The sequence below is a fragment of the Arthrobacter sp. AFG7.2 genome (assembly GCF_002892835.1).
GTDB lineage: Bacteria > Actinomycetota > Actinomycetes > Actinomycetales > Micrococcaceae > Arthrobacter.
In genome coordinates this window covers 28662-54242 of sequence record NZ_PJMB01000015.1, presented here as the reverse complement: position 1 = coordinate 54242, position 25581 = coordinate 28662, and the positions used below count along the sequence as shown (strand labels likewise).

The window sequence follows — 25581 nt, the reverse complement described above, 5'->3', positions numbered from 1 at the left end:
GTTGGCAGTGCCGTCAGCGTGGCCAAAGTGTGCGCGGAGGCCAGGCCCCCCACACCGGGGGAATCGACGACGATGAGGCCGCCGGCCAGGATCTTGCGGGGCAGGTATACCTCGGCAGCCAGGAGTTTCTTGCTGTTTCCCGGGTTTCCGTGTTCGGAAACGTAGGCCGGGAGATCCATGAGGGGGATCGTCTGCCGGTCTGCGGCGGCATCGCTGACGCCCTCCTCAGGGGCTGTGGGGACCAGGATCGCTGCCGAGGCAGGATCCCCGTACCGCACAACGGTTGGAACGGACGTGGCGATGTCGTCGTCGACGGGACAGGCCGGTGCACCCACCAGGGCATTGATGAACTTGCTTTTGCCTTGCTTGAACTCACCCACCACCATGACCCGGATGCTCGGGTCCTTGAGCCTCTCCAGGGTCATGCTCAGCCGTTTCCGCAGGTCCTCGCGGTCTTTCCTGTCAACCAGTTGGAGGCCGTGCTCCACGAGTTGGATCAGGTGTCCGGCCGTTACTGGTGGTGATGGGTTTGCCGGTGCGTCTTCTGCCACAGACTGTCCTCCGCATTGAAATCAAAGTGGTACCGGAACTCTGGGCTGCTAGGAGCCGAAGTCCAGGTAGTCCGCCTCCTCAGCGCCAGCGTCATCGACGTCGTTGTTGATGTCAATGGTGGCCGGGTCATCCTGCATGAAATCAAGCTCGCTGCCGGGGACATCGACGTCGAGGTACGGTGCTGTGTCCTCCCGGGGGAACTCCTGGCGGGAGCTGTGCCCGCTGGCGGCGTGCTCAAGGGTGCCACCGTCAGAGCCGGTGCTGGGGTCAAGGTCGAAGAAGTGGTCGAACCTGCCGTCAGCAAAACTGAGTGCACTTCCGGTTCCCCCGGCGGGGTCGCCCGGAGACCCCACTGAGTCATTATCGAACCATTGCGCAACGTCGCCGTCTGCCCAGACGTTGTGCGTCAGCGAGTGGTCCGTGGCGGATTCCCGGTCCTCCGTTGTGGAGGGGTAGGAGTAGTTGGCCACAACATGCGTCAGCTGTTCCACCGCGTGCTCGTGGTCGTCGTGGCCGGCGCCGCCTTGGGTCCAGCCACCGCCAGCGTGCCCGGTGCCGGCGTTGGTGCCCGCAGCGTTGAAGTCCCCGTCAACGTTGGTGGCGTTAACACGCAGCGGCGCATAATCCAGGACAACGGGCATGGCGGCGTCGACATCCGCGGAGCGTACTCCGGCCAGGCCCTGGCTTTCCAACACTCCCTCGGGATCAGTCAGGAAGTTTTGTGCTGCCTGGCGGTCTCCGAAAATGTCCATCAGGAACTGGACGACATCCTTTGCGACGGTCATGTGTTCGCCCTCACATTTCTTCCGGCTCGCCGGCCCTGGTAGTGCACCTGCATCAAACGTAGTGTTCCTCGGCGGGGAACGGCATCGGGCCGGTTCCCCGTACCGGCAGTCCACCCGGTGGGGAACCGCCGCGGACGCCGTTAGGGGCGTTAGGGAGGCCTAGTCATGGGACTGGCTTTCCGGGCCAAGCGCCCGGCGCAGCTTGGCCATCAGGTCCGACCGGTTTTCGGCCCCCAGGCGGCGGCGCATCCGGGCAATATGGTGTTCGGCAGTCCGGGGGGAGATATAGATGGCTTCGCCAATTTCCCGGTACGTCTTGCCGTCAAGCACCAGCCTTGCCACTTCCTTTTCCCGCTCGCTGAGTCCTCCGCCGTCAGGCTGCAAGCCATGGCCTGCCTCAGTGGCCGGCGGGTTGCGGGACTCCGGTGACGCTGCCGCCGCCCCCGGGGCCACGGAAGTGCCCTGCGGGTGAAGGTCCCGTGCGCAGGACAGCAAACGCACCATATCCTTGCGTTCACCCGCCCTGGCCGCTGCGTGGCCCGCCAGCCTGGCGCCTTCCCAAGGCATTCCCACCCCGCCCAGTCCTCGGGCCGCCGTCTCGACGTCGTCAGGACGGAACCTCTCCGCGAGCACCGTCACCCAGGCTTTGCCGGCTGCAGCCAGTACGGCAGCGAGGTGGCTTTGTCCCGCCGCCCGGGCCAGCGCCGCGGCATGCGGTGCCAGGTCGGCGGGGCTTTCGTTCAACAGGGCCGCCTGGACTGCCGACCAATGGACCGGGACGGCCCACAAGGGCGGATTGCCAAGCCGCTCCAGAAGGTCCCATGCGTCCTTGAGGTAAGGGGTCACCCTGCGGCTCTCCCGGAGGCGGGCCGCTGCAATCAGGAGCTCGCCCCAGGGAAGGAGACTGAAGAGGTCTACGGCGGTGTGGAGCGTCGCCTCGCGCGCCCGCTCCCATGCCTTGATGAGATCAGGAAAATCACCGTTACGCCGGGCAAGGCCGACTTCCAGGGCTGAGCAGAGGAACTCGTCCCGCGGCACCAGGGGCCAGTGGTTCGCTTTCGACGCCTCGTTGATGGCCAGCCGGGCGTCATCAAGCCTGTCCTGCATCATGGCGGACCATGCCTGGAGCAGGAACAGCCTGGGCTGGGCTGTATCGCCCCCTTGGCCGGCAGCGGCCGCAGACCGGCAGATGGTGTCCGCCAGCTCCGGCTCACCACTGTGCAGGGCCACCAGCGCCGCCAGCGCGGCCGGCGTCTCGGGCAGGGGAAGCGCGGCACCGGCTGCGTTAAGCATGTCTGAAGCGTGGATCAGCATCTGGAGGCCCTGCTGCGGATCTCCACCGAGCGACTGAAGAAGGCCTTTGCCGGTTTGCGTAAGGGCGGCTGCCAACAGCGTGGGAGACTGCGGCGGCTCATCTGCGTGAAAAACAGCTTCCGCGCCCGGCCGGTCCCCGCAGCCCACCAGGGCAACGGCAGCAAGGGGCGCTGACGGGCCTATCCGGGCTGCCCCCAGCCATCTGTAGACGTGCGCGGCGCGGTCCAGCATGCCCCGCTGGGCCCAGACGGCGGCGGCAACATCAGTGGCGCGGCGGACGTCCGGCGGATCCTTTTGCACCAGCAGGGTATCGACAATGCGGCTGGCCGTATCCAGGTCGCCGTTGGCAGCGGTGGCCTGTGCACGCCGGGCTGCTGTGGCCTTTTCGTCAGCACCTGCCAGGAGGGCCTCCTGATAGAGCTGGCAGGCGAGCCCGGGATCGTGCTCACGCGCCTTGTCGGCTGCGCGCTCCAGTTCGGCTGCCACGCGCGGATCGGCAAGCCCCGCACAGGCCAGCTCACGGGCCAGATCCCCCAGCGGCTGGCCGTTGGCGGTGTAGACGGCCACGAGTTCCCGCTGGAGTGCATGTACTTTGGTGGTGGGTGCTACGGCGAGCAATGCTTGCCGCGTTGATCCCACAACAGTTCCGTCAGGACCCAAGAGGCCCGAGGACTCTGCTCCTTGAACCAGGGCGTCAAGGGTTCCCACCTCGCCGCCGTCAATTTTGCGCTGCAGGTCCGATGGCAATGGTCCCGGCAGGGCAAAACCCACAGACAACGCCAGCAGCAGTTCCCTGACCGCTGCGTTCTCACCCTTAAGCTGGCTGGCCTTGAGCTCCGCGCCGTCAGGCAGCGGCCCTTCATGGTTGGAGCCGGGAACTACGGGCTCCTGGACGTGCGGCTGGTAGCTGACCATCTTAAGCCGCCGGCGTTGTTGTCGTGGCCGGGGTCGTACCGGCCATTGGTGTCGTCGAACTGGACAGCGGAGACGCCGTCACCTGATCAGTCGGTGATGGCGTCGGCTCAGTCGTCAGTGCTTGCGAGGTCGTCGTTGCGCCTGAAGGTGAAGGGCTGGTTGGGCCGGACGTGCCGGGAGTGCCGGGCGTCCCGGTCGCGCTGGACCGGCTCGGCGTTGCAGACGTGCTCGGCGTTGCAGACGGGCTGGCGGTTGCCGTGCCGGGCTGGGTATCACTGGTGGTCGGGCTGCCCGTAGATGTGGTCGTCTCAGGTGCGGTGACCGTGGGCGTCGCACTTTCAGTCGGCGGCACAATTTCCGCCGCCGTACTGCTGCTGCTGGCCGGGGGTGCCGTTGCACTGCCCGTGGGCGTTTCGCCGGCGGCCTCCTTCTCGATGGCACGGATGGAGGCAACCCGGTCTGTAGGCGTGGCTTCCACCGTGAGGACCGGCGCCTGGGAGGCAGCAACCCGCTCCACCCCGGATTCGAGCCCTGCAATCGGTACCTGGGTGTCGATCGCCGGACCGGCCGCAGCACCGGTTCCACCGGCACCACCTGTTTCCGGCGGCGGCAGTGTGCCCAGGTCATCGGAAGCCCCGGCCGGTGGGACGAACACTGAGGTCAGGCTGTTGAAACCTTCCGGGCTCTGGGCAGCGTTGGCTGAAAGTACGGTGAACAGGACTGCGGTGGCGGCAACGGCGGTGAGCCTTACCCGCGGTTTCGGCGCATGTGCTCCGCCCTTCTCCCCGTGGCCTGGCGCGGTAGCTGCTGCCGCACCGGAGCGCCGGGTTGAGGTGGCGTTGCGGGACCAGCTGGCCAGCGTCAGCGGTACGTGCCCGTCCATCGGGGCAGGAACGGGAGCAGATCCCTGCAGCGCATCCTGTGATAGAGAATCGGCTGCGGCAGCAGCTTCGGCGGCCGCAGCCTGCTCCAGTACTGCGGATACCGTAGCCCCCAGGCAGATGGAGGACTTGGGGTCCGCGTCCACAGCGATGGGCCGGTCCAACTGCTCCGAGATCAGCTGTGCCACGAGGGGGATCCGGGAGGAGCCGCCGATGAGCAGCACTGCTGTAAGATCCGCCGGCTCCAGCCCCAGCTGCCCCAGTGACTGTTCCAGGGCATCCACGGTGTCCCGCACGGAATCCTCGATGAGGGCTTCGAATTCGGGGCGGACCAGGCGTACCTGCTGATGGATCCCGGGAAGGAGCACCGAGATGTTGGCCTCGCTGTCCGAGGACAGCGCTTCCTTCGCTTCGACACACTCGCGCCGCAGCCGTGCCAGTGATGCGAGCACGCCGGGGGCGGCGGGGTCCAGCGTTTCCAGGGCGCCGCCGGTGTGTTCGGCCACGTAGCGGAAAAGGGCGGCATCGAAATCGGCGCCGCCCATGTATTCAAAGCCTTCGGGTTGCCCCAGCAGTTCGAACCGGTCGCTGGCCGCTTTGCGGAGGACAGCGGTATCGAACGTTCCGCCCCCGAGGTCGTAGACCGCGATGATGCTGCCGTCCTCTACCCGCACCTGCGATGCGTAATGCAGGGCGGCGGCTTCCGGCTCGGTCAGCAGGGTGACGTTTTCCAGCCCCTTGGCAGCCAGGGCGTCCTTGATGAGGGATGTCCTGTGGATGCCCCAGGCGGCAGGGTGGGTGAGGATGATTTCCGACGGCGGCGCCCCCTCGCGCTCTTCCGCCCTGTCAGCCACCCAGCGGGCCATGGTGGCGAAGACTTCCTCGGCGGGCAGGGACAGCGTGCCCGCGGAAATTGGCACGGCGTCCCCCACCCGGCGTTTGAACTCCCGGACAACCCGCCCCGGAGAATCGAGCCCGCGGCGTTCCGCGGCTTCGCCTACAAGGAGGGGTCCTTCCTCCGGGAAAAAAAGCACAGAAGGTACCGAGGTCCCGCGGAGTCCCAAAGGCAGGCACTCGGGGGAAGAAGACGCTCCCTGGTCAAACCGGGCAACGGCAGCAGCTGTGAAGCTGGTCCCCACATCAACGGCGAGAACGTAGCTCATGGGTACCTCAGGAAAAACTGTTGTTCCGCCAGCAAACTTCATTACGGGCGCACGAAACCAACGTAGCATCCCCAGGAGGGCGGGAACACCCCTGCTGCTACAACGATGTGCTGTTGCCCCTGGTACCCGGGGCCGCTGTGGACTCCCTGCTCAGAGGCCGGAATACGAGTGGAGTCCGTTGAAGAACTGGTTCACGATGGTGAAGTTGAAAACGACGCACAGGTAACCCACGATCGACAGCCAGGCCGCCCGGGTTCCGGTCCAGCCACGGGTAGCCCGGGCGTGGAGGTAGCCGGCGTAAACCACCCAGATCACGAAGGTCCACACTTCCTTGGTGTCCCAGCCCCAGAAGCGTCCCCAGGCCTTCTCCGCCCAGATGGCACCGAACATGAGGGTGAAGGTCCAGCCGATGAAGGCGATGGCGTTGATGCGGTAGGACAGGTTCTCCAGGCTCAGCGCGGACGGAACCAGGCGCATGAAACCAAGCTTGTCGGTCCCGCCGGCGGCTACGGTCTTCTGGCGGTGGGACTGGACAAGCTGCAGCGCGGACATCGCGAACGTCAGCGTGAACAGTGCGGAAGACAGCACGGCAATGGAGACGTGGATGATCAGCCAGTAGCTCTGGAGTGCGGGAACCAGGTGTCCCACGGGCGTCCAGTAAGCCACGGAAGCGGCCACCAGCATGACGATGGCCAGGCCAACCACAAAGGTGCCCAGGAACCGGAGGTCGCGGCGGATCAGCACCAGCAGGAACACTGCCACCGCCACAAAGGCGCCGGTGGTGAGGAACTCGTACATGTTGCCCCAGGGAACGCGTCCTGCACCGAGTGCGCGGGTCACCACGCCGGCGCCGTGAATCAACGCACCGAGGACCGTCAGGGCCACGGCAACGCGGGCAGGAGCGCGGCGCACGTTTGCGTACTTCATGTCACCGTCAGCCGTCATCGCACCCCCTGCAGCGTTGCCGCCTGAAGCAGAGGCCGACGTCGGACGTTCAGCACGGTCCGCCGGTCCGGCAAGGCGGGACTCACCGCGGGCTCCGGCGCTGCCGGCAGCCGTCGCGATCCCGGCCGCAACGGGAATTCTGGTTCCGTCTTCGGTCCCGGCCTTGCTTGCCTGTGCGGCCCTGAGGTCAATGGCGTTGAGCGCCTTGCTGCTCCTGGCCAGGTCCCAGGCAAAAGCGATGAAGGCCACCGTGTACGTGCCTGCCGCCAGCAGCATAAAGAGTTCGCTGTACTGGCCCATGGTTTCGTTGATTCCGTACGGCATTACTGGTCCTTTTCGGGCCCGGTGGGGCCTGCTGGGGTGGTGACTGGGCGTGCGGTTTCGCCGGAGCCCGAGCTATTCTCGCCCGGATGGCTGGGAGTTTGCTGTGAGGACTCCGGCTGGGGCGGGGCCGAATCGGGGTCCAGCTGCCACTCCTCGGCCAACAGCTTCCGGAGGGCTGCCGCTTCGGCAGCAAGGCGATGGTCCTCGCCCCGGGCCAGGAGTCCGTACTCAACCATGGTCCGTCCGTCCTCGTGGGTGCCCGTACGGACCCACACGCGGCGGCGGTTGACGTAGAGCGAGAGGATCAGGCCGGCCACTGCCAGGAGCGCGAAAATCAGGGCGTAGAGCTGGCCGGGGTTGTGGTGGATGTCCACGCCGATGTACCGCTTGACGCCGTCAAAGCTGATGGTTCCTTTGCCGTCCGGCAGGGTATAGCTGGAGCCGGGCCCGAGCGTGATACCGCCGGCATCCAGGTTCCGCGCGTTCAAAGGCGTGAGGTCCTTGACGTCCAGTTCGAAGACGTTCTGCGGAGCTCCGTCATCCAGGCCAAGGTCTCCATAGAAGGAGTTGAGGGTGAGCTGCGGGTTGAAGAGCTCCGGGTCCCCGCTGAAGGAAACTCCTTCATCGGTGACGAAGGCGGTGGGGAGGAAGAAGCCGGCGAATCCCAGCTGGTCAGGTTTGGCGTCCGGGACCTTGATCACCACGGAGGAGTAGTAGTTGTCCCCCTGCAGCTTGGCCACCACCGGACCCTGCATGGCCACGTTGCCCGCACCGTCCCGGATGGTCACCACCGGGGCGTAGCCGTTGCCGGTGAGGTAGATGCTGGTGCCGCCCAGGGTGACGGGATCATTCACCTTCAGGGTTTCCTGCCGGGCAGGTGCGTCCGGGTTTTCCTTGGTGGTTACCGCGGCTGTGAAGTCGATGGGCTGGCCGAACTTGCCCTCGGACTCGCGGTCGAACGTGATGTCGAATTTGTCCAGCTGGATGGAGTACGGCTGGAGCCGGCTGGCCTCGAAATTGGTCCCTGGGGTGAACTGGTCGTAACCCACCAGGGTGTTCACGAAGGTGTCGCCCTCCACCAGGATCCGCTGCCCGCTGTAGCCGAACAGGCCGCCGACGGCCACTGATACCAGCACGCCGATGAGTGACGTGTGGAAGACCAGGTTGCCTACTTCCTTCAGGAAGCCGCGCTCGGCACCCAAAGACGGCCGCGCGCCGTCGTCGTCCCGCACCTCAACGCGGTAGCCGCGCTTCTTCAGCAGTCCGGCGGCGCTGTGGATGGCGTCCGACGCCGGGAGGCCGGCCCGGGCCGGAACCACCAGGGTCCCGTACTCGGGGAGGCGGGACAGCCGTTTGGGGGTACGCGGCGGCTGGGAGCGCATCGCCTTGTAGTGGGCGATCGCGCGGGGCACCACGCAGCCGATCAGGGAGATAAAGAGCAGCAGGTAGATGGCGGAGAACCAGGCCGAGGAGTAGACGTCGTACAGCTGGAGGGTGTCCAGCAGCTCGCCGTAGCTGGGGTTGTCCTTGATGTACTGCGTGACAATCGCCGGGTTCGCAGGACGCTGCGGGAACAGGGAGCCAGGAACTGCCGCCACGGCGAGGAGCAGCAGCAGGAACAGCGCTGTGCGCATGCTGGTCAGCTGGGTCCAGGCCCAGCGGAACATCTCCTTGGGCCCGAGGGCCGGCAGCGCGGCGTCGGCCTTCACGTCCGACACCTTGGTACCAGGCTCCGGGGAGGACGACTTCTTCTTTATGTTCACGCGCTCGCTCATCAGATTGGCAACTTCACATCGGTTTGGAACCAGTATTGGAGCTCGGTCACCCAGGCACCCCAGACCCCGCTGGCCATGAGCAGGCCCAGCACCACCAGGATTCCCCCGCCGGTGCGTTGGATGGCCAGGCGGTGCTTCCTGAAGAACGTCATGACCCCCATCCCCCGCCGGACCGCCAGTGCGATCAACAGGAAGGGGATGCCCAGCCCGAGGCTGTAGACAAAGGCCAGGAAGGCACCTTTGGCGGCTGAGGACCCTCCGGAGAGGCTCAACAGCTGGACGGCTGAGTAGGTGGGTCCGATGCACGGAGCCCAGCCCAGCCCGAAGGTCAGGCCCAGCAGCGGCGCTCCCCAGAGCCCGGCGGGCGGCTTCGCATGGATCTTGGCGTCGCGCTGCAGCCAGCCGAACCCGCCCATGAACACCACGCCCATGATGATCACCAGGATGCCCAGGAGCTGGGTGATCCACGCGTTCCGGGATCCTGTGATGAGGGTGCCCAACTGGCCGAAAGCGCCGCCCAGCAGGACGAAGATCACGGAGAAGCCCAGGACGAACAAGCCGATTCCCAGCAGCATCCGGCCGCGCTTCTGCTTCTCCAGGTCCACGCCGCTCAACCCCGTGACGTACCCCAGGTAGCCCGGAACCAGCGGCAGCACACAAGGAGACAGGAAGGAGACCAGTCCTGCCAGCAGTGCAACCGGAATGGCAAGCAGGAGCGAGCCGTTCAAGATGGCTTCAGCGAAGGGGCTGTTCACGGTCCGGACCGCCGCTACTCTGCCACGGCGGCCGTGATGAGGGCTTTAAGCGTGCCCTTCTGGACCTCGCCGAGGACACGCGAAGCTACGCGGCCCTCCTTGTCGAGGACCAGGGTGGTTGGCACCGCGCCTGGCGGGACCAGCCCGGAAACAGCCAGGAGGACGCCGCCGTTCTTGTCATCAAAGCTCGGATAGGTCAGGTTGAAGGTGTTTTCAAAAGCCTCGGCGGTAGCTTTCTCGTCCCGGAGGTTGACGCCTAAGAACTGCACGCCTTCGTCTTTATACTCCTGGTGCAGCTCTTCGAGGATGGGAGCTTCGACGCGGCAGGGGGCGCAGGCAGCAAACCAGAAGTTCAGGACCGTCACCTTGCCCTGGAAATCGGCAGGTGTCACGGCAGTGCCGTTGAACAGCGTGCCGTTCACCTGGATGGCGGACTTGCGGTCCCCGGCGGCAAACTCGGTTACGGAGCCGTCGCCGGCAACATAGTTTTTGTTGTCCCCTGCCTTGGCCTGCTGCGCCAGGGCATCCTCCTGCGCGCAGCCGGAGAGGCCCAGGGTCAGGGCAGTGAGGGCCAGGCCGCCGGCAGCAAGCAGGCTGCGGCGGGAAGCAAAGGGATTAAGGTCGGTCACTACTAGGCTCCAGGGGTGCTGGCGGCACCGGGAAGGAGGGAGGCCGCCGGTTCGCTGTACTTCACGCGGAGGAGCGCCCCGGAGTCGTCAAACACCAGCGAGGTGATCGACGTCAGGGTGCATTCGCGCTTGCGCGGGTCATGCCAGAGCGGCTTTCCCTCGGCGCTCAGACGCGTGGCCCAGATGGGGAGCTGGTGGCTCACCATAATGGCTTCAGGCCCGTCTGTTCCAAAGTCGCCGGCTGCCAGCTCGATAGCTTGCAGGCGCGCTTCCTGCACCGCTTCCATCACCCGGGAAGCCTGGTTCCTGTAAGGCTCGCCCCAGGAAGGCCGCAGCGGGTTAACCAGCCGGGGCCAGTGCTTGGGGCGGCGGAGCTCAGCCTTGGTGACTCTCATTCCCTCGAAGTAGTTTTCCGCCTCGATGATGCGCTCGTCCGTGTGGATCCGCAGGTTCAGGGCGTCCGACGTCGGCCGGGCAGTTTCCTGCGCACGGTCCAGCGGAGAGGCCGCCAGGTAAGTGATCCGGGCGCCTTCCGAGACGCGCCGGCTGAAGTGCGCGGCGAGGGTGCGGGCCATCTCCTGCCCCAGTTCGGAGAGGTGGAATTCGGGCAGCCGTCCATAGAGGACGCCGTCGGGATTGTGGACCTCGCCATGGCGGAGCAGATGGACAGTGGCTTGGGGCATGTTTACCAGTTTCTCAAAGATGGCGTGCGATCCGAAATCTTCTACAAAGAGTAGAACTGAAGTTTGTGAAGAAATGTTCCGGGATCGGGAACAAAAGATGCAAATGCATGTTTATAGTAGATGCAGCAGTTAGTTGATACTTCAACCGATGAAGTTTCAAGAGTACGTTTCATCCCTGAGCACGCACACCAAGGAGCAACATCATGGCACTTCCCGCAGACGTCACCACCGGCACCTGGACCCTCGACAACTCCCACAGCGAGATCGGCTTCACGGTCCGCCACGCAGGCATCAGCAAGGTCCGCGGCCAGTTCACCGAGGCCGCAGCAACCCTGGACCTCCCCGAGGACGTCACCGGCGCCAGGATCAACGCCACCATCAACACCGCCAGCTTTGATTCCGGCGATGCCAACCGCGACGGCCACGTCAAGGGCGAGGACTTCTTCGACGTGGAGAAGTTTCCGGAAATCTCCTTCGTGTCCAACGGCCTGGTGGCCAAGGGCAACAGCTACGAGCTGTCCGGCGACCTGACCATCAAGGGTGTTACCCGCCCCGTCACCCTTGACACCGAGTTCAACGGTGTGGCCGTAGACCCGTTCGGCAACACCCGCGCCGGTGTCTCTGCTGAAACCACCATCAGCCGCAAGGACTTTGGCCTGACCTGGAACGCGGTCCTGGAAACCGGCGGCGTCCTGGTCAGCGACAAGGTTGCCATCAACCTCGAACTCGCCTTCATCGCCCCCGCAGCGTAATTCTTCCCTCCTGCACCCCGGCAGTGGACTCCCCAGTCCACTGCCGGGGTGCAGTCCTTTAACACCGCTGCTCAACCTTGGCCCGGCCGGGGTTTACAGTGAGGGCCATGAGCAACTCTTCAAGGGTGCCCCGCACAGGTTTTGCCCGGATGTTCCTGGTGGCGGGCCTTCCCACCGAACTCAAGGTCTCCTTCTGGATCTGGTTTGTGGGCGGCATCCTTGGCCTGCTGGGCGGAATACTCGGCATGCTGGCATCGCTGGTGCTCTTCGCCGCCGCGCCCGGAGCGGCCACTCTGGTGCTGCTGCTGATGGTGCTGGCGGCAGCCGTGGGCGCAACGCAGATCGTCTTTGCCCTGGCCATGAAGGAGGGCAAGCGCTGGGCAAGGCTGGGCCTGACGGCACTCACCGGTGCCACCCTCGTCCTGGCCGTGGTTAACGCCATAATCGGCGTGGGCCAGGGCGGAAACTGGGCCGGCTTCCTTATCAGCCTGGCAGCAACCGTCCTTTTGTGGCTGCCCAATTCCCAGGCCCACTTCGCGGCGGCGCGGTCCTCCGGGAATACCTCTTCCGAATGACCCACAAGGCAACCGCCCGGGGGTACGGTGGACTTAAGTGATGCTGGGGGTAGGGGACTTGACCGATCCCGGCGACCTATATGGAACCCGACACGCAAAAGGACCGCTCATGAGTACTCCCCCCGTCCCGCCTCCCGTTCCGAACGATCCCGAGTCCGGCGGCCAGGCTCCCCGCTACGGCCAGAACGCGCCGCAGTATGGCCAGCAGTCCGGTACCCCGCAGTATGGCCAGAACCCACCGCAGTACGGCCAGTCGGGCGCCCCGCAGTATGGCCAGAACCCGCCGCAATACGGGCAAAACCCGCCGCATTTCGGCCAGAACCCGCCGGCCGCTCCCGGTTACGGCCAGCAGCCCTACGGCCAGTCACCCTACGCGCAGTACCCCTCTGAGCAGCCACAGCCGACCGGAAGCGCGGGCGTTCCGCAGCTGGTCAACATTTCGTTCTGGCTCCTCATCGCGGCAGCCGCGATCTTCGTCATCTCGATGCTCACCGGCCTCACCACGCTGGACGACCCCATGTTCCGCAACGCGTTCGAGGACCAGATCGAGGGCAGCGGGGCGGGCGTCACGTACGAGGATATGAAGGGTGTGATCGCCGGAACACTGGTGGTGTTCGCCATCATCGGACTTGCCCTCTACCTGCTGGTGGCGTTCTTCGTCCGCAAGGGCAAGAACTGGGCACGCATCCTGGGCACCGTCTTCGCGGCCCTGTCCGTGTTCAGCCTCTTCGGCCCGCCCAGCTTTGCAACCATCGGCACCCTGCTGGGCATTGCGGCGATCGTGCTGCTCTACCTGCCGGCGGCCGCTCCGTACTTCCGGAGGCAGCAGCCGTTCGGCAACCCGTACGGCAGCAACATGGGCAACCCCTACGGCCGGTAACCCCCAAGCACCAAAATCCTGCGGGCGTGGGCCCCGGAATGGCTGAGAAGCCAGTACCGCCAGTTGCAGTCAGGCGGTCTGTTCCGGGGCCTGCGCCCGTTGTGCGTGGTAGGCGAGGATCTGCAGTTCGGTGGCCATATCCACCTTGCGGAGATTGACTCCCTCCGGCACCTGGAGCATCACGGGAGCGAAACTGAGGACGCTCCGGACGCCGGCTGCCACCACGCGGTCACAGACGTCCTGGGCAACGGCCGCAGGAAGGGCCAGCACCACCATGTTGGCTCCGGTACGGTGCAGGACAGTTTCCAGATCCGCCACGTCGCTGACGCGCAGCCAGCCAACCTCGTTTCCCACCACCATCTGGTCTGCATCGAAAATGGCAACGACATCGAACCCGCGGGATTCAAAACCTCCATACCGCGCCAGGGCCTTGCCCAGGTTGCCGGCGCCGACGATTGCCACTTTCCAGTCATGGGTGAGCCCCAAGGCAGCGGCGATGTGCCGGCTCAGGTACTGCACCTCATAGCCCACACCGCGGGTGCCGTAGGACCCCACATGCGAAAGGTCCTTGCGCAGGGTGGCGGAGCTAACACCGGAGGCCTCCGCCAGGGACTCCGAGGAGACGCGTTCCACGCCCTCGGCCAGGAGGGTATTCAGGGCACGCAGATAAAGGGTCAGCCGGGCCACTGCAGCGGGCGGAATCTGCTTGGCCGTTGCGCCGGGGGTCCCCGGCAGGTCCGGGACAGCATGGGGAGTCGAATCCAGCGAAGCCACCAGCCCCTCCCTCGCATTGCGTTGTGACTCCACTCTAGGGCCCAATCGGCAATGCCATCAAAGCAAGTTGCCCCAACGCCCGCGCCGCCGTGAGCACCGGTCCCCTACTGCGCCATGGCCCGCTGGAGCACGCGTTCCAGCCGGGCTTCATCGATTTTCCAGAAATCGCGCTGCACGCCGTCCACCAGGACCACAGGGATCTCCTCCGCGTAGCGCTCGCGCAGTTCCGGCTGGTGGTCCACCACTTCCTCGGTCCACTCAAGCCCCAGCGAGGCAGTGACCCGGGTGACGGCGTCGCGCGCGTCCTCACAGAGGTGGCAGTCTGCTTTGGTGATCAGGACAACGCGGGGTGTAGCCATCTGTTAACCGTAGTCCCGTTCCCACGGGCCGGGCGACGCCGGGCGCGGGCGCAGTTGAAAGAACAGTGGATTGACTAGACTCGACTCCATGCCCGAGGAGAAGTACGTCGCCGTAGTCACCAAGCCGGTTGCTGCGCCGCAGCCGGGTGAGGCGGCGTTCTTTGATGTGGACAACACCCTGATGCGCGGCGCCAGCCTCTTTCACGTTGCCCGCAAGATGCACCAGCGCGGCGCCTTCACCATGGCCCAGGCTGCCGGCTTCGCGTGGAAGCAGTTCAAATTCATGGCCCGCGGTGAAAACATGGACGATGTCCACGCGGTTCGGGACTCCGCGCTGACGCTTGCCGCGGGGATCACCGTGGACGACATCAAGGCGCTCGGCGAAGAAGTGTACGACGAGATGATCGCCTCCCGGATCTGGCCGGGTGCCAAGGCGCTGGCGGAGCAGCACCTGCGAGTGGGCCGGCGGGTATGGCTGGTTACCGCTACCCCCATTGAGGTGGCGACGGTGATTTCCACCCGGCTGGGACTGACTGGAGCCCTGGGTACGGTGGGCGAAATCTCGGAGGGAATGTATACGGGGCGGCTGGTGGGAGACATCCTGCACGGCTCCGCCAAGGCTGTGGCTGTGCAGGCCATTGCCGACGCCGAAGAACTGGACCTCAAGCGCTGCTGGGCCTACAGCGACTCCTACAACGACATTCCCTTGCTCACCCTGGTGGGACACCCGGTGGCCATTAACCCGGATGCCCGCCTGCGCCGGCACGCCCGGGACCACAACTGGCCCGTCTACGACTTCCGGGCAGGCCGCCGCGCAGCCACCTTCGGGCTCAAAGCCGCAACGGCCGGCGGCGCCGTCTATGGACTCTGGAAAGGCTTCGCCCGAATCCGTGGCCCGCGCATTTAGGTGCCCCTGACAACGAAATGCCCGCCGCCTCGGAAGGCGACGGGCATTTCTGCGCTGTTCGAAGTATCTCTACTTCTTGTTGCGGCGCTGGTGACGGGTCTTGCGAAGCAGCTTGCGGTGCTTCTTCTTGGCCATACGCTTGCGACGCTTCTTGATAACTGAACCCACGAAAGTTCCTCACAAACTAGATGCAGTACCTGTCTGATGGAAATTGTTCGTGGACAGAGCTACGAACTGAACAACTGACAGATTCTTACAATGACGTAAATCGTTCCTTAACAGGGTACCGCTTCCGGGAGGCGGCTCAGGACAAGGCTGGTCAGGCGGTCTCCGTGTGACCGTCCACCACAGCACCTTTAAGGTACTGCTCTACGGCTTTCTCGGGGACCCGGTAGGAACGGCCGAACCGCACTGCCGGCATGTCGCCGGAGTGGACCAGCCTGTAAACAGTCATTTTGGAGACGCGCATGACCTGGGCTACTTCAGCCACGGTCAGGAACTTCGCGTTGGAGAAGTTCTGTTCTGCCGACATTTCCCTATTTCCTTTGCTGACGGATGGACAACAGTCACCCCAGGTACATGCCAATGCGGTGTTCCGATGCTGAGCCATCCACCAACCACCTATCCAGATACTCTAGATGTTCCTGTGGCAGAAGTGAAAGTAGTAGGGTCCCCTAATTGGCCCCCTACCTAACGGCGCCGTTCAGCCCCGGCGCTTGCGGGCGGAGGCGGCTAGCTGGGCAAGGACGGAGACGGAGACGTCCCAGTCCATGCAGGCATCAGTGACGCTCTGCCCGTACACCAGCTCTGAGCGCCCGGCCGCGTGCTCCGCCACATCGAGGTTCTGGGCCCCGCCCACCAGGAAGCTTTCCAGCATGACGCCGGCAATGGCCTGCGCTGAGGGGCCGCCGTCCTCGAGCTGGGCGCCGATCTCCAGCGCCACTTCGGCCTGCCGGTGATGGCTCTTGCCGCTGTTGGCGTGGCTGGCGTCCACGATGAGGCGCGGGTTCAGCTGTTTGCCGGCCAGCTTCGCCGAGGCGGCACCAACGTCGGCGGCAGAGTAATTGGGCCCCTTCCGTCCCCCGCGAAGAATCACGTGGGTGTCCGGGTTTCCGGCGGTGGACACCAAAGCTGCCCGGCCGTCGCCGTCAATGCCGAGGAAAGCCTGGGATGCTGCCGCAGCCCCGCAGGCGTCAATCGCTACCTGCAGGTCGCCGTCGGTCCCGTTCTTGAAGCCGATAGGCATGGAGAGCCCGGAGGCGAGCTGCCGGTGGATCTGGCTCTCGGTGGTGCGGGCCCCGATGGCACCCCACGAGATCAGGTCCGCCATGTACTGCGGGCTGATCGGCTCCAGGAATTCCGTGGCGGTGGGCAGGCCAAGCGCCGTCACCTGCTGCAGGAAGTGCCGTGCCGTGCGGAGGCCTGTCACCATGTCATGGCTGCCGTCCAGGCGCGGATCATTGATCAGGCCCTTCCAGCCCACCGTGGTGCGGGGCTTTTCGAAGTAGGTCCGCATAACGATCAGAAGGTCTTCCCTGTGCTTTTCAGCCTGGCTGACCAGCCGCCGGGCGTACTCCAGCCCGGCCTTGGGATCGTGGATGGAGCATGGGCCCACGATGACAAGCAGGCGGTCGTCCACGCCGTCCATGATGGCGCGGACTTCGTCGCGTCCGCGTTCGACGACGTCCCCCAGCCGGGCGTCCAGCGGCAGTTCCGCAATAAGTTCCTGCGGTGTGGGCAGCGCCGTGAATTCGCTGACGCGCAGGTTGGACGTGGACCTGGCCGTGGCGTTAGCCAAGGGGCTGCCGGGAGTGGTGCTTGCGGGGGCGGTTGCGGTGCTCATGTTCGGGTCCTGTTCCAGATGGGAAGCGGGCCCGGATCAGAACCCGCCGGAGAAACGGCGAAGGGCAGAGAATGATCTCTGCCCTGTTGGCTCTGAAGGAAAGTTGGATGCGTGTCAGTTAGACGCGGGCTCCTCCAGAGCCAACGAAAAATACGCATACCAACGGTTTGTCATGCCATGAACCATAACCGCAGGTTTCCCGGATTGGCAAAACTGTTACGTTGCGTCACGCGAGAGGCTCTCCACCAGCTCAGCATGCTTCTGGTCCGTCAGGCGGTACCAGCACATCATTCCCACAGAAGCCAGGACCAGGGCTCCGGGCAGCAGCCCGGCGGCGGCCCTGATGGCGAGGGTGGCGGCATCAGTCTGTTCCGCGGTACCCGAAACGTAGCCGCCCCAGGCTAGTGAGAAGGCGACAACGGCGGCGCCGAACCCCATGCCGAGCTTCCGCGTGGCGGCCAGGAGCGCATAATTGATGCCCTGGACCCGGACTCCGGTTTTCCACTCCCCGTATTCCACGGTGTCCGCGATCAATGCCCACGTGACAATGCTGACCGAAGCCGACGCCAGAAGTCCCAGGACCAGCCCCGCCACGCCAACCAGGGGCGCATCTGCAGGTGCCAGGAAGACCAGCACACCCCCGACTGCGCCAAGGCCGGCCCCCGCGCTGAAGACCGCGCGCTTGCCCCAGCGGGCCACCGGGCGCGGTATGAGGACGGCCAGGGTGAGGGTGATGACCACCTGGGCTGCCGCCATCAGCGGGAACAGGTCTACCCGGGACAGGACGTCCCGGAGGTAGTAGAACTGGGACGCTCCGGTGGCGGATGTTCCGGTGACAAAGAGGATTGAGCTGACACAGAGGACCACCAGCGGCGAGTTGGCCTTCAGTGCCGCCACGCTCTGGCTGAGGGTGATCCTGGGGACGCTGCCCTGGATCCGCTCCCGGCAGACGACGCCGCACAAGGCATAGAGTGCGGAACCAATGACGGCGAAAGAAATGGTCAGCCAGGTGAAGATCTGCTGCATGTCCTGCCCGGCGCCGAGGAGCGGTGCAATGAAGAAGCCGAGGGTGGCCCCGACAGACAGGCCGCCGAGAGTACGGGCACCGCCCAGCCGCGCGCGCTCTTTGGCGTCCTGCGTCATGGCCCCCACGAGGCAGCCGTACGGGACGTTGACCATGCTGTACGCCACGCACACAAGCCCATAGGTGCAGTAGGCGTAGACCAGCTTGAGGGACGGATCCACATCCGGAACATGGAACACGGCAACGCTCAGCAGGAGGGGGACGAAGCCGAACATCAGGAATGGGCGGAACTTGCCCCACCGCGCACTGTGGACGCGGTCCACCACGCGGCCTGCGGCGATGTCGGTAAACGCATTGAAGACCCGCAGGAGGAGCAACAGGGTGCCGGCCGCCGCTGCCCCGATCCCTGCCACGTCGGTGTAATAGACAAGCAGGAACATGTTCCCGGTACTGATGATCATGCTGTTGGCGGCGTCGCCTGCACCATAGCCGAGGACGCTGAGCCTGCTGAGTTTCTTCATTACTTCCCTGTTCCTGCAAGGTAAGAAACCGTTTTCTCACCCTGCAGGAAGAAACTTACCCCAAAATCTTGCGCAGAAACAGCAACTGGCGGATCCACTGGTGCTCCTGGCCGCCTTCGTGGTTGTTGAACCTGTACACCTCGATCTCCTTGGCAGTTCCGGCGGCCGGGGAACTGCCGCTTCCCGTGCCGTAAGCGTTGAAGCTGGCAAAGACAGTGGACGGCGGGCAGATGTCGTCCATCTGTGCTGCGGAGTACAGCGCAGGCGCGGTTGCCCAGCGGGCCAGGTTGACGCCGTCGAAGTACCGCAGGACTCCGAGCATGGCGTCGTAGCGGTCGCGGTGGCGTGCCAGGAACTGGGCGATTTCCGGATACGGGCCGCGGGGGGTGATATCGATCGCGCGGGGGAAGTCCTGGAGGAACGGGACGTCGGGCAGTGCCGCCATGACGCCGTCGAGCTTTCCGGCTGCCAGTCCGGCGACGGCCACCACGATGCCGCCGCCCTGGCTGACGCCGGCAAGCACTACTCTGTCAGGATCGACGGCGGGGTGGGACTGCGCTGCTTCCACGGCCCGGAACGCGTCCACGGACACGCGCCTGTAGTAGTAGTCCTCCCTGGTCCCGATCCCGCGGGTCATGAGGCCTGCGTGGGCCACGTCTCCTGCAGAGGGATGGGGATCAGGCGTCTCCCCCAGGGTGCCGCCGTAGCCCTGGCCCCGGGTGTCCATAATGAAGTGCGCGTATCCTGCCTGCGCCCACCGGGTGTCCTGGTTGACCAGCCCGCGCCCGCCGGAGTAGCCCACGTACTGGACAACCACCGGCAGTGCGCCGCCGGTTTCCCTGTGGGCGGGCAGGTGCAGCCAGCCCTTGACGGAGGCGCCGCCGTAGCCGGCGAAGGTGACGTCAAAGGTGTCGATGACAGAGAGGTAGTTTTCCACCGGTTCGAAAGTGGCGGCCAGCGGGAAGGCCCGTGCTTCTTCGAGGGTGGAGTCCCAGAACTCGCGCAGGTCACCCGGGGGCGTTACGTCCGAGGAATAGGAACGGAGCTGGGCCAGGGGGAGGTCAAAAAGCGGCATGTTTTATCCAATCGGGTCGAGATGAAGGGCGCCGGAAGGTGCAACGGTAACTACTGCGGGCGTCCCGGGCTGAAGGTGGATTTCCCTGACCGCTGGTCCGTACCGGACCAGGATCTTTACGCGCTTCCCGGCAGACAGGGTGGCCCGGGCCAGCCGCCCGCCCCGCCAGTCCAGGTCCACTTCCACGCCGGCCCGGGCCCGGAGCCGGCCGGCGCGGCCATCAGGAAGTTCGGAAGGCAGGGCAGGCAGCAGTTCTACCTCCTGGACCCCGTCCACGCTCCGGTGGCTCTGAACAAGGCACTCCGCGAGGGCCGCCACAAACCCCAGGTTCCCGTCGATCTGGAACGGAGGATGGGCGCCGAACAAATTAGGGTACAGGCCTCCGCTCTGGCCGCCGCGGGGTGTGCCCATGTCCCGGAAGTAGAGCCGGAGGAGATCGCTGACCTTGCCTGCCTGCCGGAGCCGCGCACGGAGCAGGATTTTCCATGCCAGTGACCAGCCGGTGGCCTCATCACCGCGGCCGTCGAGGCTGGCACGGACAGCCGATTCCAGCTCAGGGGTGAGCGGAGTGTCCCCTGGATAGGCGAGGTAGAGGTGGCTGACGTGGCGGTGCCCGGGTTCCCACTCCTCCGGATCCGCCAGCCACTCCCGGAGCTTTCCGTCCCGGCCGGGCCCCGGAGGGGGCAGCCGCCGCAGCGCATCCCGGGCGGCGGAGGCCACCGGGTCCCCTTCCATGCCAAGGCGGTTGGCCAACGCGGCCAGCATCCTGAAGACGTCAGCAATGAGGGTCAGGTCCATGGTGGAGGACTCGGCGGCAGATCCCTGCAGGCGCCGCCCGGAGGTGGGATGGGCTGCGGCAAAGGTGTTTTCCGGGGAGGTGGAGGGGCAAGTTCCCAGCGTGCCGTCCGGGAATTCGACCAGCAGGTCCAGGGCGAACTCGGCGGCACCACGGATCGCCGGCCACGCCGCATCGCGGGCAAAGCCCTCCGGATCTCCGTCAGGCTCCGGGCCGCTGCCGAACTCCAGGCGCTCCCACAGATGCCGCACCAGCCACATGCCGGCCATGGGCCAGTAAGCCCACTCCGGGGAATGTCCGCCGTGGCCCACGGGCTTGGCGTAGGCCCAGATATCCGAGTTGTGGTGGACGGTCCAGCCGCTGGCCCCGTAGTACTCCTTGGCGACGGCGGCTCCTGTCCCCTGCATCGCCTCGATGAGGGCAAAGAGCGGTTCGGCGCATTCCCCCAGGCCTGTGGGCTCAGCACCCCAATAATTCATCTGCAGGTTGATGTTGGTGGTGTAGTTGGAGCTCCAGGGGGCCGGGAGCTCTGCATTCCAGATGCCTTGGAGGTTGGCGGGCACTCCACGCCAGGCAGTGCCCTGCCCCGACCCCGCGGGACCAGGCCGGGAGCTTGCAATCAACAGGTACCGGCCATAGTTGAAGAGCAGCGCCGAAAGTCCGGGGTCGGCCGACAGCTGGCCATCCGGGTGGGTGTTTGCAGACAGCAGGCGCCGCCCCGTGTCCTTGCCCTTCCATGCCGGAACATGGAGCTCCACCCGGGCCGCCCGGTACAGCCGGGAGTGGCTTTCCTCGTGCCGTGCCTGCAGGGCGCGGCATCCGGCGGTGCGGGCCTGCTCAAGGACTGCGCGGGCGCCAGCTGCGGATGTGGCTGCCGTGCCCTGTGGCTGGCGGCCCAGGCCCGCAAAGGTTGTTGCAGTGGTGACGTAGATGTCGGCCCGCCGGACGCCGGTGGCGGCCAGGCCGCCGTCGTACCCGCCCGTACCGGCAGGGCTTTGGACGGGATGTCCGTCGTGGTCCCACGTGGCCGCCACGGCTCCCTGCAGGCTGAGGGAATCGTCCTCCGAGTACTCCACCGCCCCGCCGTCGTGGCCTGGTGCTGCGTCGGAGGGCAGTTTGAGCTCGAGTGAAAACGTCCCGCCATCACCGGACCGGCGGAGAATACGAAGCACAGAGTCGAGTCGGAGCGCCAGGTCAAGTCCCTGCGGCGCCCCGGTCCGCACGGAGATCACCAGGACCGAGGGATTGTGGCTGGTGAAGGCTTCCACCCGGATGTCATGGCCGTCCAGGAGGTAGGTGTTGGTGTTGAGGGCGCGGGCGAGGTCAAGGCCGCGGTGATAGCCCGACGGCGGCTGCGCCTGTACGGGAGGAGCGGAGCCTTCCACCAGGCTCCCGGCGGCATCAGCTGTAGTCAGCGAGGCCGTGACGTACAGGTCCGCGAAGGGGAGATACGCCTGGGAGTGCCGGTGCTGGAGCCTTTTCAGCGAGTCGGTGGCGCCTGCGAAATCGCCGGCACTGATCCGGCGGCGGCTGTCTCTGAGGATTGCGCCGGCTTCCTCGGGAGCGAAGACCGGCTCCCGGTCCTGGCTGTGCGGCGATCCGGACCAGGCTGACGAGTCGTTGAGCTGGAACCGGTGCTCCACCCCGTTGTCCGCCTGGTTGGCGCCAAAGACCATGGCGCCAATCCTGCCGTTGCCCAGTGGCAGGGCTTCCAGCCACTGGGCGGCAGGGGCGTCGTAGGCAAGGAGATGTTCTGTGGACACGGGTTCAGATCCTAGAGCCGGCAGGCGGACAGGGAAAGATCAAACCACCCACTGAACAGCAGCTACAGCCGTGAGAGTTCCGGCACGAACACCTGCAGGTCATGGCTCTGCACCACGAGGGCACGGAGTGCGGCCAGCCCCCCGGCGGCTGAGCCGGCGGCGCGCGCCTGCACCAGGATGTTGCCCAGGGCAGTGGCCTCCACCGGCCCTGCCACCACTTTCCGGCCGGTCACATCGGCGGTGAGCTGGCACAGCAACCGGTTCTGTGAACCTCCACCCACCACGTGCACAACCTCCACGGACCGGTCCGCGAGGCGTTCGGCGTCGCGGATGGTGCGGGCGTAGCCGGCCGCGAGGCTGTCCATGATGCAGCGGGTAATGGCGGCAGGATCGTCAGGCAGCACCTCCCCGGTCCGGCGGACGGCCGAGCGGATGCGGTCCGGCATGTTGTCCGGGGCAATGAAGCAGGAGTCATCGGGGTTGATCTGCGGCCCGCCGGGCGGCAACGCGGCCGCCGCGGTGAGCAGGGCCGTGATGTCCGGCCGGAATCCCTCCTGCGCCCATGTCCGCTGGCATTCGCTGAGGAGCCACAGGCCGCCCATGTTGCGGAGGTAGCGGATGGTGCCGTCAACGCCGCGCTCATTGGTGAAGTTGGCCTCGCGGCTGGCCTCGGTGAGGACGGGATGCTTCAGCTCAAGCCCCACCAGGGACCAGGTGCCGGAGGAGATGTACGCGAAGTTTTCCTCTTCGGCAGGGACTGCCGCGACGGCGGAGGCAGTGTCGTGGGAGCCGACGGCCACCACGCGGGTGTCCTGGGGCAGTCCCACCCGGGCGGCGATCCCCGGCAGCAGGGTGCCGACTGTCTCGCCGGGCTGGACCAGCGGTGGAAACAGATCCTTCCGCAGCCCCAGGGCAGTAAGGAACTCGGTGGCCCACTCCCCCGCCACGGCGTCGAACAGGCCGGTGGTGGAGGCGTTGGTGGCCTCGGTCCTGCGTTGTCCGGTCAGGAGGAATGCGATCAGGTCGGGGATGAGGAGGGCCTGCAGCCCCGCCAGGTCCTCCTCGGCGGCGAGCTGGTAGATGGTGTTGAACTGAAGGAACTGCAGCCCTGTGGTGCCGTACAGTCGCGCGGGGTCCAGTTTCCGGTGCACTGGCTCCACGGAGGCGCGGCTGCGGTCATCGCGGTAGCTGAAGGGCTGGGCCGTCAGTTTCCCGGTGGCGTCCACCAGTCCGTAATCCACAGCCCACGTGTCGATGCCGATACTTTCGACCCGCTCACCCTGCACCGCGGCGACGGTCGCGGCCGCGGAAAGCCCCTTGAGCACCTCGGCGAAGAGCGCGTCGAAGTCCCAGCGGAGGCCGCCGTCGATCTCCACCACGCCGTTGGGGAAGCGGTGGACGACTTCCAGCTGCACGCTGTTCCCACCGCCGGCTCCCCGGGCGAGGACGCGGCCCAGGATGACCCGGCCGGAGGAGGCGCCGATGTCAACTGCGGCGAACACCGCCCCGGCAGCTGCCGGAGCGGTGTTCGCGGTTGGTTCGTGCGTGCTCATCGCAGGAAGGCTGCGGCCACTCCGGCGTCCACGGGGATGTGCAGGCCGGTGGTGTGGGACAGTTCGTTGCTGGTGAGGACGGCGGCGGCGTTGGCCACGTGCTCGGGCAGGACCTCGCGCTTGAGCAGGGTGCGCTGGGCGTAGTACTCGCCCAGCTTCTCCTCGTCCACGCCGTACACGGCGGCGCGCTTGGCGCCCCAGCCGCCGGCGAAGATCCCGGAGCCGCGGACCACGCCGTCGGGGTTGATGCCGTTGACGCGGATGCCGTGCTCACCGAGTTCCGCGGCGAGGAGCCGGACCTGGTGGGCCTGGTCTGCCTTGGTGGCGGAGTAGGCAATGTTGTTCGGGCCGGCGAACACGGAGTTCTTGGAGGAGATGTAGATGATGTCTCCGCCCAGGCCCTGGGCAATCATGACCTTCGCGGCAGCCTTGGCCACGAGGAAGGAGCCCTTGGCCATGACGTTGTGCTGCAGGTCCCAGTCCTTCTCGGTGGTTTCCAGCAGCGGCTTGGAGATGGACAGGCCGGCGTTGTTGACCACCAGGTCCACTCCGCCGAAGGCCAGGACGGCGGCGTCGATCGCGGCTGCGACCTGGGCCTCGTCTGTCACGTCAGCCTGGACGCCGATGGCGACGTCCGGTCCGCCAAGTTCCTCGGCAACCTTTTCCGCGTTCTCCAGGTTCAGGTCGGCGATCACCACGCAGGCGCCTTCCGCAGCGAGGCGCGTGGCGATTGCCTTGCCGATGCCGGAGGCGGCACCGGTGACCAGCGCAATGCGGGTGGCATGGGATTTAGGCTTGGGCATCCGGGCCAGCTTGGCTTCCTCCAGCGCCCAGTACTCAATCCGGAACTTCTCTGATTCCTCGATCGGGGCGTAGGTGGAGATGGCCTCGGCGCCGCGCATCACGTTGATGGCGTTGATGTAGAACTCACCGGCAACGCGGGCGGTCTGCTTGTTGGCGCCGAAGGAGAACATGCCCACGCCGGGAACCAGCACAATGGCAGGGTCCGCACCGCGCAGGGCCGGCGAATCGGCGTCGGCGTGGCGGTCGTAGTAGGCCTGGTAGTCCTCGCGGTAGTCCGCGTGCAGTTCGTGCAGCCGGGCGATCGAGTCCTCAATGGACGCGTCGGCGGGGAGGTCCAGGATCAGCGGCTTGACCTTGGTGCGCAGGAAGTGGTCGGGGCAGGAGGTGCCCAGTGCGCCCAGGCGCGGGTGTTCGGCGGCTTCGAGGAAGTCCAGGACGACGGCGTCATCGCTGAAGTGCCCCAGCTGAGGCTTGTCCGTGGAGGCCAGGCCGCGGATGACCGGTGCCAGCGCTGCGGCTTTGGCGCGGCGCTCAGCCTCGGGCAGGGCTGCGTAGCCCGGGAGCTTGGGTCCGAAGGGCTCGGCCTTGCCGTTGTCCTTGATGTACTTCTCGGCCTGTTCAATGATCCACAGCGAGTTCTGCTCTGCTTCTCCGCTGGTGGCGCCCCAGGCGGTGATGCCGTGCCCGCCCAGGATGGTGCCGATGGCCTGCGGGTTGGCTTCCTTGATCGCGGCAATGTCCAGGCCCAGCTGGAACCCGGGGCGGCGCCAGGGCACCCACACGACTTTACTGCCGAAGATCTTGGTGGTCAGCGCTTCGCCGTCCACCGCCGTCGCAATGGCGATGCCCGAATCCGGGTGCAGGTGGTCCACGTGCGCGGCGTCCACCAGGCCGTGCATGGCGGTATCGATCGACGGTGCTGCGCCGCCCTTGCCGTGCAGGCAGTAATCGAAGGCGGCCACCATCTCGTCTTCACGCTCGACGCCGGGGTATACGTTCTTCAGCGCGTTCAGGCGGTCCAGGCGCAGCACTGCGAGGTTTTCCGCCTTCAGGGTGCCCAGGTCTCCGCCGGAGCCTTTGACCCAGAGCAGCTGGACGTCCTCGCCGGTGACCGGGTCCTTCTCAGTGCCCTTGGCAGACGTGTTGCCGCCGGCAAAGTTCGTGTTCCGTTTGTCCGCACCCAGGCGGTTGGAACGGGAAATCAGGTCTTCAACAGTCTTATTGGTGCTCATGG

23 protein-coding genes are annotated in these 25581 nt (G+C 65.9%); 4 read left to right on the top strand and 19 right to left on the bottom strand.

Annotated features, from left to right (window positions below; genetic code table 11):
• The 9 genes from CXX84_RS18490 to CXX84_RS18450 form a co-directional block, all read right to left on the bottom strand.
• Positions 1 to 551, bottom strand: a 551-nt coding sequence (locus CXX84_RS18490; protein WP_223253163.1) for a dynamin family protein, incomplete at its 3' end; no start/stop codon positions are given.
• 48 nt (positions 552 to 599) lie between these two features.
• Positions 600 to 1337: an IniB N-terminal domain-containing protein gene (locus CXX84_RS18485; protein WP_102978188.1), complete on the bottom strand. Its 738-nt coding sequence runs from the start codon at positions 1335 to 1337 to the stop codon at positions 600 to 602.
• A 159-nt stretch (positions 1338 to 1496) separates the two neighbouring features.
• Positions 1497 to 3566 carry a helix-turn-helix transcriptional regulator gene (locus tag CXX84_RS18480; RefSeq protein WP_102978187.1) on the bottom strand — a complete coding sequence of 690 codons (2070 nt, stop codon included), beginning with the start codon at positions 3564 to 3566 and terminating at the stop codon, positions 1497 to 1499.
• Position 3567: 1 nt separating this feature from the next.
• Entirely contained in the window at positions 3568 to 5610 is a 2043-nt protein-coding gene (locus tag CXX84_RS18475; RefSeq protein ID WP_102978186.1) for an Hsp70 family protein, read from the bottom strand.
• Between the two features lie 150 nt (positions 5611 to 5760).
• On the bottom strand, positions 5761 to 6879 hold the full coding sequence (gene ccsB / locus CXX84_RS18470) for a c-type cytochrome biogenesis protein CcsB (protein ID WP_102978185.1): 1119 nt from the start codon (positions 6877 to 6879) through the stop codon (positions 5761 to 5763).
• Complete coding sequence (locus CXX84_RS18465; protein WP_102978184.1) at positions 6879 to 8654, bottom strand: cytochrome c biogenesis protein ResB; 1776 nt, start codon at positions 8652 to 8654, stop codon at positions 6879 to 6881. Before CXX84_RS18465 ends, ccsB begins: the two co-directional genes overlap by 1 nt.
• Positions 8654 to 9409, bottom strand: a complete 756-nt coding sequence (locus tag CXX84_RS18460; protein WP_102978183.1) for a cytochrome c biogenesis CcdA family protein — start codon at positions 9407 to 9409, stop codon at positions 8654 to 8656. Before CXX84_RS18460 ends, CXX84_RS18465 begins: the two co-directional genes overlap by 1 nt.
• Before the next feature lie 14 nt (positions 9410 to 9423).
• Entirely contained in the window at positions 9424 to 10002 is a 579-nt protein-coding gene (locus CXX84_RS18455) for a TlpA family protein disulfide reductase (RefSeq protein WP_102978189.1), read from the bottom strand.
• 38 nt (positions 10003 to 10040) lie between these two features.
• Positions 10041 to 10721, bottom strand: coding sequence for a histidine phosphatase family protein (locus CXX84_RS18450; protein ID WP_102978182.1), 681 nt, complete (start codon positions 10719 to 10721; stop codon positions 10041 to 10043).
• A 203-nt stretch (positions 10722 to 10924) separates the two neighbouring features.
• Here CXX84_RS18450 and CXX84_RS18445 point away from each other — a divergent pair, with 203 nt between their 5' ends.
• The 3 genes from CXX84_RS18445 to CXX84_RS18435 all read left to right on the top strand — a co-directional run bounded on the left by CXX84_RS18445 (position 10925) and on the right by CXX84_RS18435 (position 12928).
• The gene (locus tag CXX84_RS18445; protein WP_102978181.1) at positions 10925 to 11473 is read left to right on the top strand and encodes a YceI family protein; all 549 of its coding nucleotides are present in this window, start codon (positions 10925 to 10927) and stop codon (positions 11471 to 11473) included.
• A gap of 107 nt (positions 11474 to 11580) precedes the next feature.
• Positions 11581 to 12048 carry a hypothetical protein gene (locus CXX84_RS18440; protein ID WP_102978180.1) on the top strand — a complete coding sequence of 156 codons (468 nt, stop codon included), beginning with the start codon at positions 11581 to 11583 and terminating at the stop codon, positions 12046 to 12048.
• Between the two features lie 109 nt (positions 12049 to 12157).
• On the top strand, positions 12158 to 12928 hold the full coding sequence (locus CXX84_RS18435) for a hypothetical protein (RefSeq protein WP_102978179.1): 771 nt from the start codon (positions 12158 to 12160) through the stop codon (positions 12926 to 12928).
• A 69-nt stretch (positions 12929 to 12997) separates the two neighbouring features.
• Here CXX84_RS18435 and CXX84_RS18430 read toward each other — a convergent pair whose 3' ends face one another.
• Positions 12998 to 13702 carry a redox-sensing transcriptional repressor Rex gene (locus tag CXX84_RS18430; protein WP_102978178.1) on the bottom strand — a complete coding sequence of 235 codons (705 nt, stop codon included), beginning with the start codon at positions 13700 to 13702 and terminating at the stop codon, positions 12998 to 13000.
• A 104-nt stretch (positions 13703 to 13806) separates the two neighbouring features.
• Positions 13807 to 14061, bottom strand: a complete 255-nt coding sequence (locus tag CXX84_RS18425) for a glutaredoxin family protein (protein WP_102978177.1) — start codon at positions 14059 to 14061, stop codon at positions 13807 to 13809.
• Between the two features lie 88 nt (positions 14062 to 14149).
• Between CXX84_RS18425 and CXX84_RS18420 the strand changes: the two genes are divergently transcribed.
• Complete coding sequence (locus CXX84_RS18420) at positions 14150 to 14968, top strand: HAD family hydrolase (protein WP_102978176.1); 819 nt, start codon at positions 14150 to 14152, stop codon at positions 14966 to 14968.
• A gap of 69 nt (positions 14969 to 15037) precedes the next feature.
• On the opposite strand, the gene CXX84_RS18415 is transcribed toward CXX84_RS18420, so the two are convergent.
• From CXX84_RS18415 to CXX84_RS18380, 8 genes are all read right to left on the bottom strand, one after another.
• The gene (locus CXX84_RS18415) at positions 15038 to 15136 is read right to left on the bottom strand and encodes a 30S ribosomal protein bS22 (protein WP_003792170.1); all 99 of its coding nucleotides are present in this window, start codon (positions 15134 to 15136) and stop codon (positions 15038 to 15040) included.
• 151 nt (positions 15137 to 15287) lie between these two features.
• Complete coding sequence (locus CXX84_RS18410; RefSeq protein ID WP_102978175.1) at positions 15288 to 15500, bottom strand: helix-turn-helix domain-containing protein; 213 nt, start codon at positions 15498 to 15500, stop codon at positions 15288 to 15290.
• A 171-nt stretch (positions 15501 to 15671) separates the two neighbouring features.
• The gene (locus CXX84_RS18405; protein WP_102978174.1) at positions 15672 to 16811 is read right to left on the bottom strand and encodes a 3-deoxy-7-phosphoheptulonate synthase; all 1140 of its coding nucleotides are present in this window, start codon (positions 16809 to 16811) and stop codon (positions 15672 to 15674) included.
• 216 nt (positions 16812 to 17027) lie between these two features.
• On the bottom strand, positions 17028 to 18356 hold the full coding sequence (locus CXX84_RS18400) for a glycoside-pentoside-hexuronide (GPH):cation symporter (protein WP_102978173.1): 1329 nt from the start codon (positions 18354 to 18356) through the stop codon (positions 17028 to 17030).
• A 55-nt stretch (positions 18357 to 18411) separates the two neighbouring features.
• Positions 18412 to 19431, bottom strand: coding sequence for an acetylxylan esterase (locus CXX84_RS18395; RefSeq protein WP_102978172.1), 1020 nt, complete (start codon positions 19429 to 19431; stop codon positions 18412 to 18414).
• Positions 19432 to 19434: 3 nt separating this feature from the next.
• Entirely contained in the window at positions 19435 to 21990 is a 2556-nt protein-coding gene (locus CXX84_RS18390; protein WP_189337654.1) for a glycosyl hydrolase family 95 catalytic domain-containing protein, read from the bottom strand.
• A 62-nt stretch (positions 21991 to 22052) separates the two neighbouring features.
• Complete coding sequence (locus CXX84_RS18385) at positions 22053 to 23543, bottom strand: rhamnulokinase (protein WP_102978170.1); 1491 nt, start codon at positions 23541 to 23543, stop codon at positions 22053 to 22055.
• A complete protein-coding gene (locus CXX84_RS18380; protein WP_189337653.1) occupies positions 23540 to 25579 on the bottom strand; it encodes a bifunctional aldolase/short-chain dehydrogenase in 2040 nt (679 codons plus the stop codon). Before CXX84_RS18380 ends, CXX84_RS18385 begins: the two co-directional genes overlap by 4 nt.
• Positions 25580 to 25581 lie beyond the last annotated feature (2 nt).

Bases quoted from the DNA above. Each gene is read 5' to 3' on its own strand.
- CXX84_RS18485 (WP_102978188.1), bottom strand. From the start codon at position 1,337: ATGACCGTCGCAAAGGATGTCGTCCAGTTCCTGATGGACATTTTCGGA.
- CXX84_RS18480 (WP_102978187.1), bottom strand. From the start codon at position 3,566: ATGGTCAGCTACCAGCCGCACGTCCAGGAGCCCGTAGTTCCCGGCTCC.
- CXX84_RS18475 (WP_102978186.1), bottom strand. From the start codon at position 5,610: ATGAGCTACGTTCTCGCCGTTGATGTGGGGACCAGCTTCACAGCTGCT.
- ccsB (WP_102978185.1), bottom strand. From the start codon at position 6,879: ATGCCGTACGGAATCAACGAAACCATGGGCCAGTACAGCGAACTCTTT.
- CXX84_RS18465 (WP_102978184.1), bottom strand. From the start codon at position 8,654: ATGAGCGAGCGCGTGAACATAAAGAAGAAGTCGTCCTCCCCGGAGCCT.
- CXX84_RS18450 (WP_102978182.1), bottom strand. From the start codon at position 10,721: ATGCCCCAAGCCACTGTCCATCTGCTCCGCCATGGCGAGGTCCACAAT.
- CXX84_RS18445 (WP_102978181.1), top strand. From the start codon at position 10,925: ATGGCACTTCCCGCAGACGTCACCACCGGCACCTGGACCCTCGACAAC.
- CXX84_RS18440 (WP_102978180.1), top strand. From the start codon at position 11,581: ATGAGCAACTCTTCAAGGGTGCCCCGCACAGGTTTTGCCCGGATGTTC.
- CXX84_RS18435 (WP_102978179.1), top strand. From the start codon at position 12,158: ATGAGTACTCCCCCCGTCCCGCCTCCCGTTCCGAACGATCCCGAGTCC.
- CXX84_RS18425 (WP_102978177.1), bottom strand. From the start codon at position 14,061: ATGGCTACACCCCGCGTTGTCCTGATCACCAAAGCAGACTGCCACCTC.
- CXX84_RS18420 (WP_102978176.1), top strand. From the start codon at position 14,150: ATGCCCGAGGAGAAGTACGTCGCCGTAGTCACCAAGCCGGTTGCTGCG.
- CXX84_RS18410 (WP_102978175.1), bottom strand. From the start codon at position 15,500: ATGTCGGCAGAACAGAACTTCTCCAACGCGAAGTTCCTGACCGTGGCT.
- CXX84_RS18405 (WP_102978174.1), bottom strand. From the start codon at position 16,811: ATGAGCACCGCAACCGCCCCCGCAAGCACCACTCCCGGCAGCCCCTTG.
- CXX84_RS18400 (WP_102978173.1), bottom strand. From the start codon at position 18,356: ATGAAGAAACTCAGCAGGCTCAGCGTCCTCGGCTATGGTGCAGGCGAC.
- CXX84_RS18395 (WP_102978172.1), bottom strand. From the start codon at position 19,431: ATGCCGCTTTTTGACCTCCCCCTGGCCCAGCTCCGTTCCTATTCCTCG.
- CXX84_RS18385 (WP_102978170.1), bottom strand. From the start codon at position 23,543: ATGAGCACGCACGAACCAACCGCGAACACCGCTCCGGCAGCTGCCGGG.
- CXX84_RS18380 (WP_189337653.1), bottom strand. From the start codon at position 25,579: ATGAGCACCAATAAGACTGTTGAAGACCTGATTTCCCGTTCCAACCGC.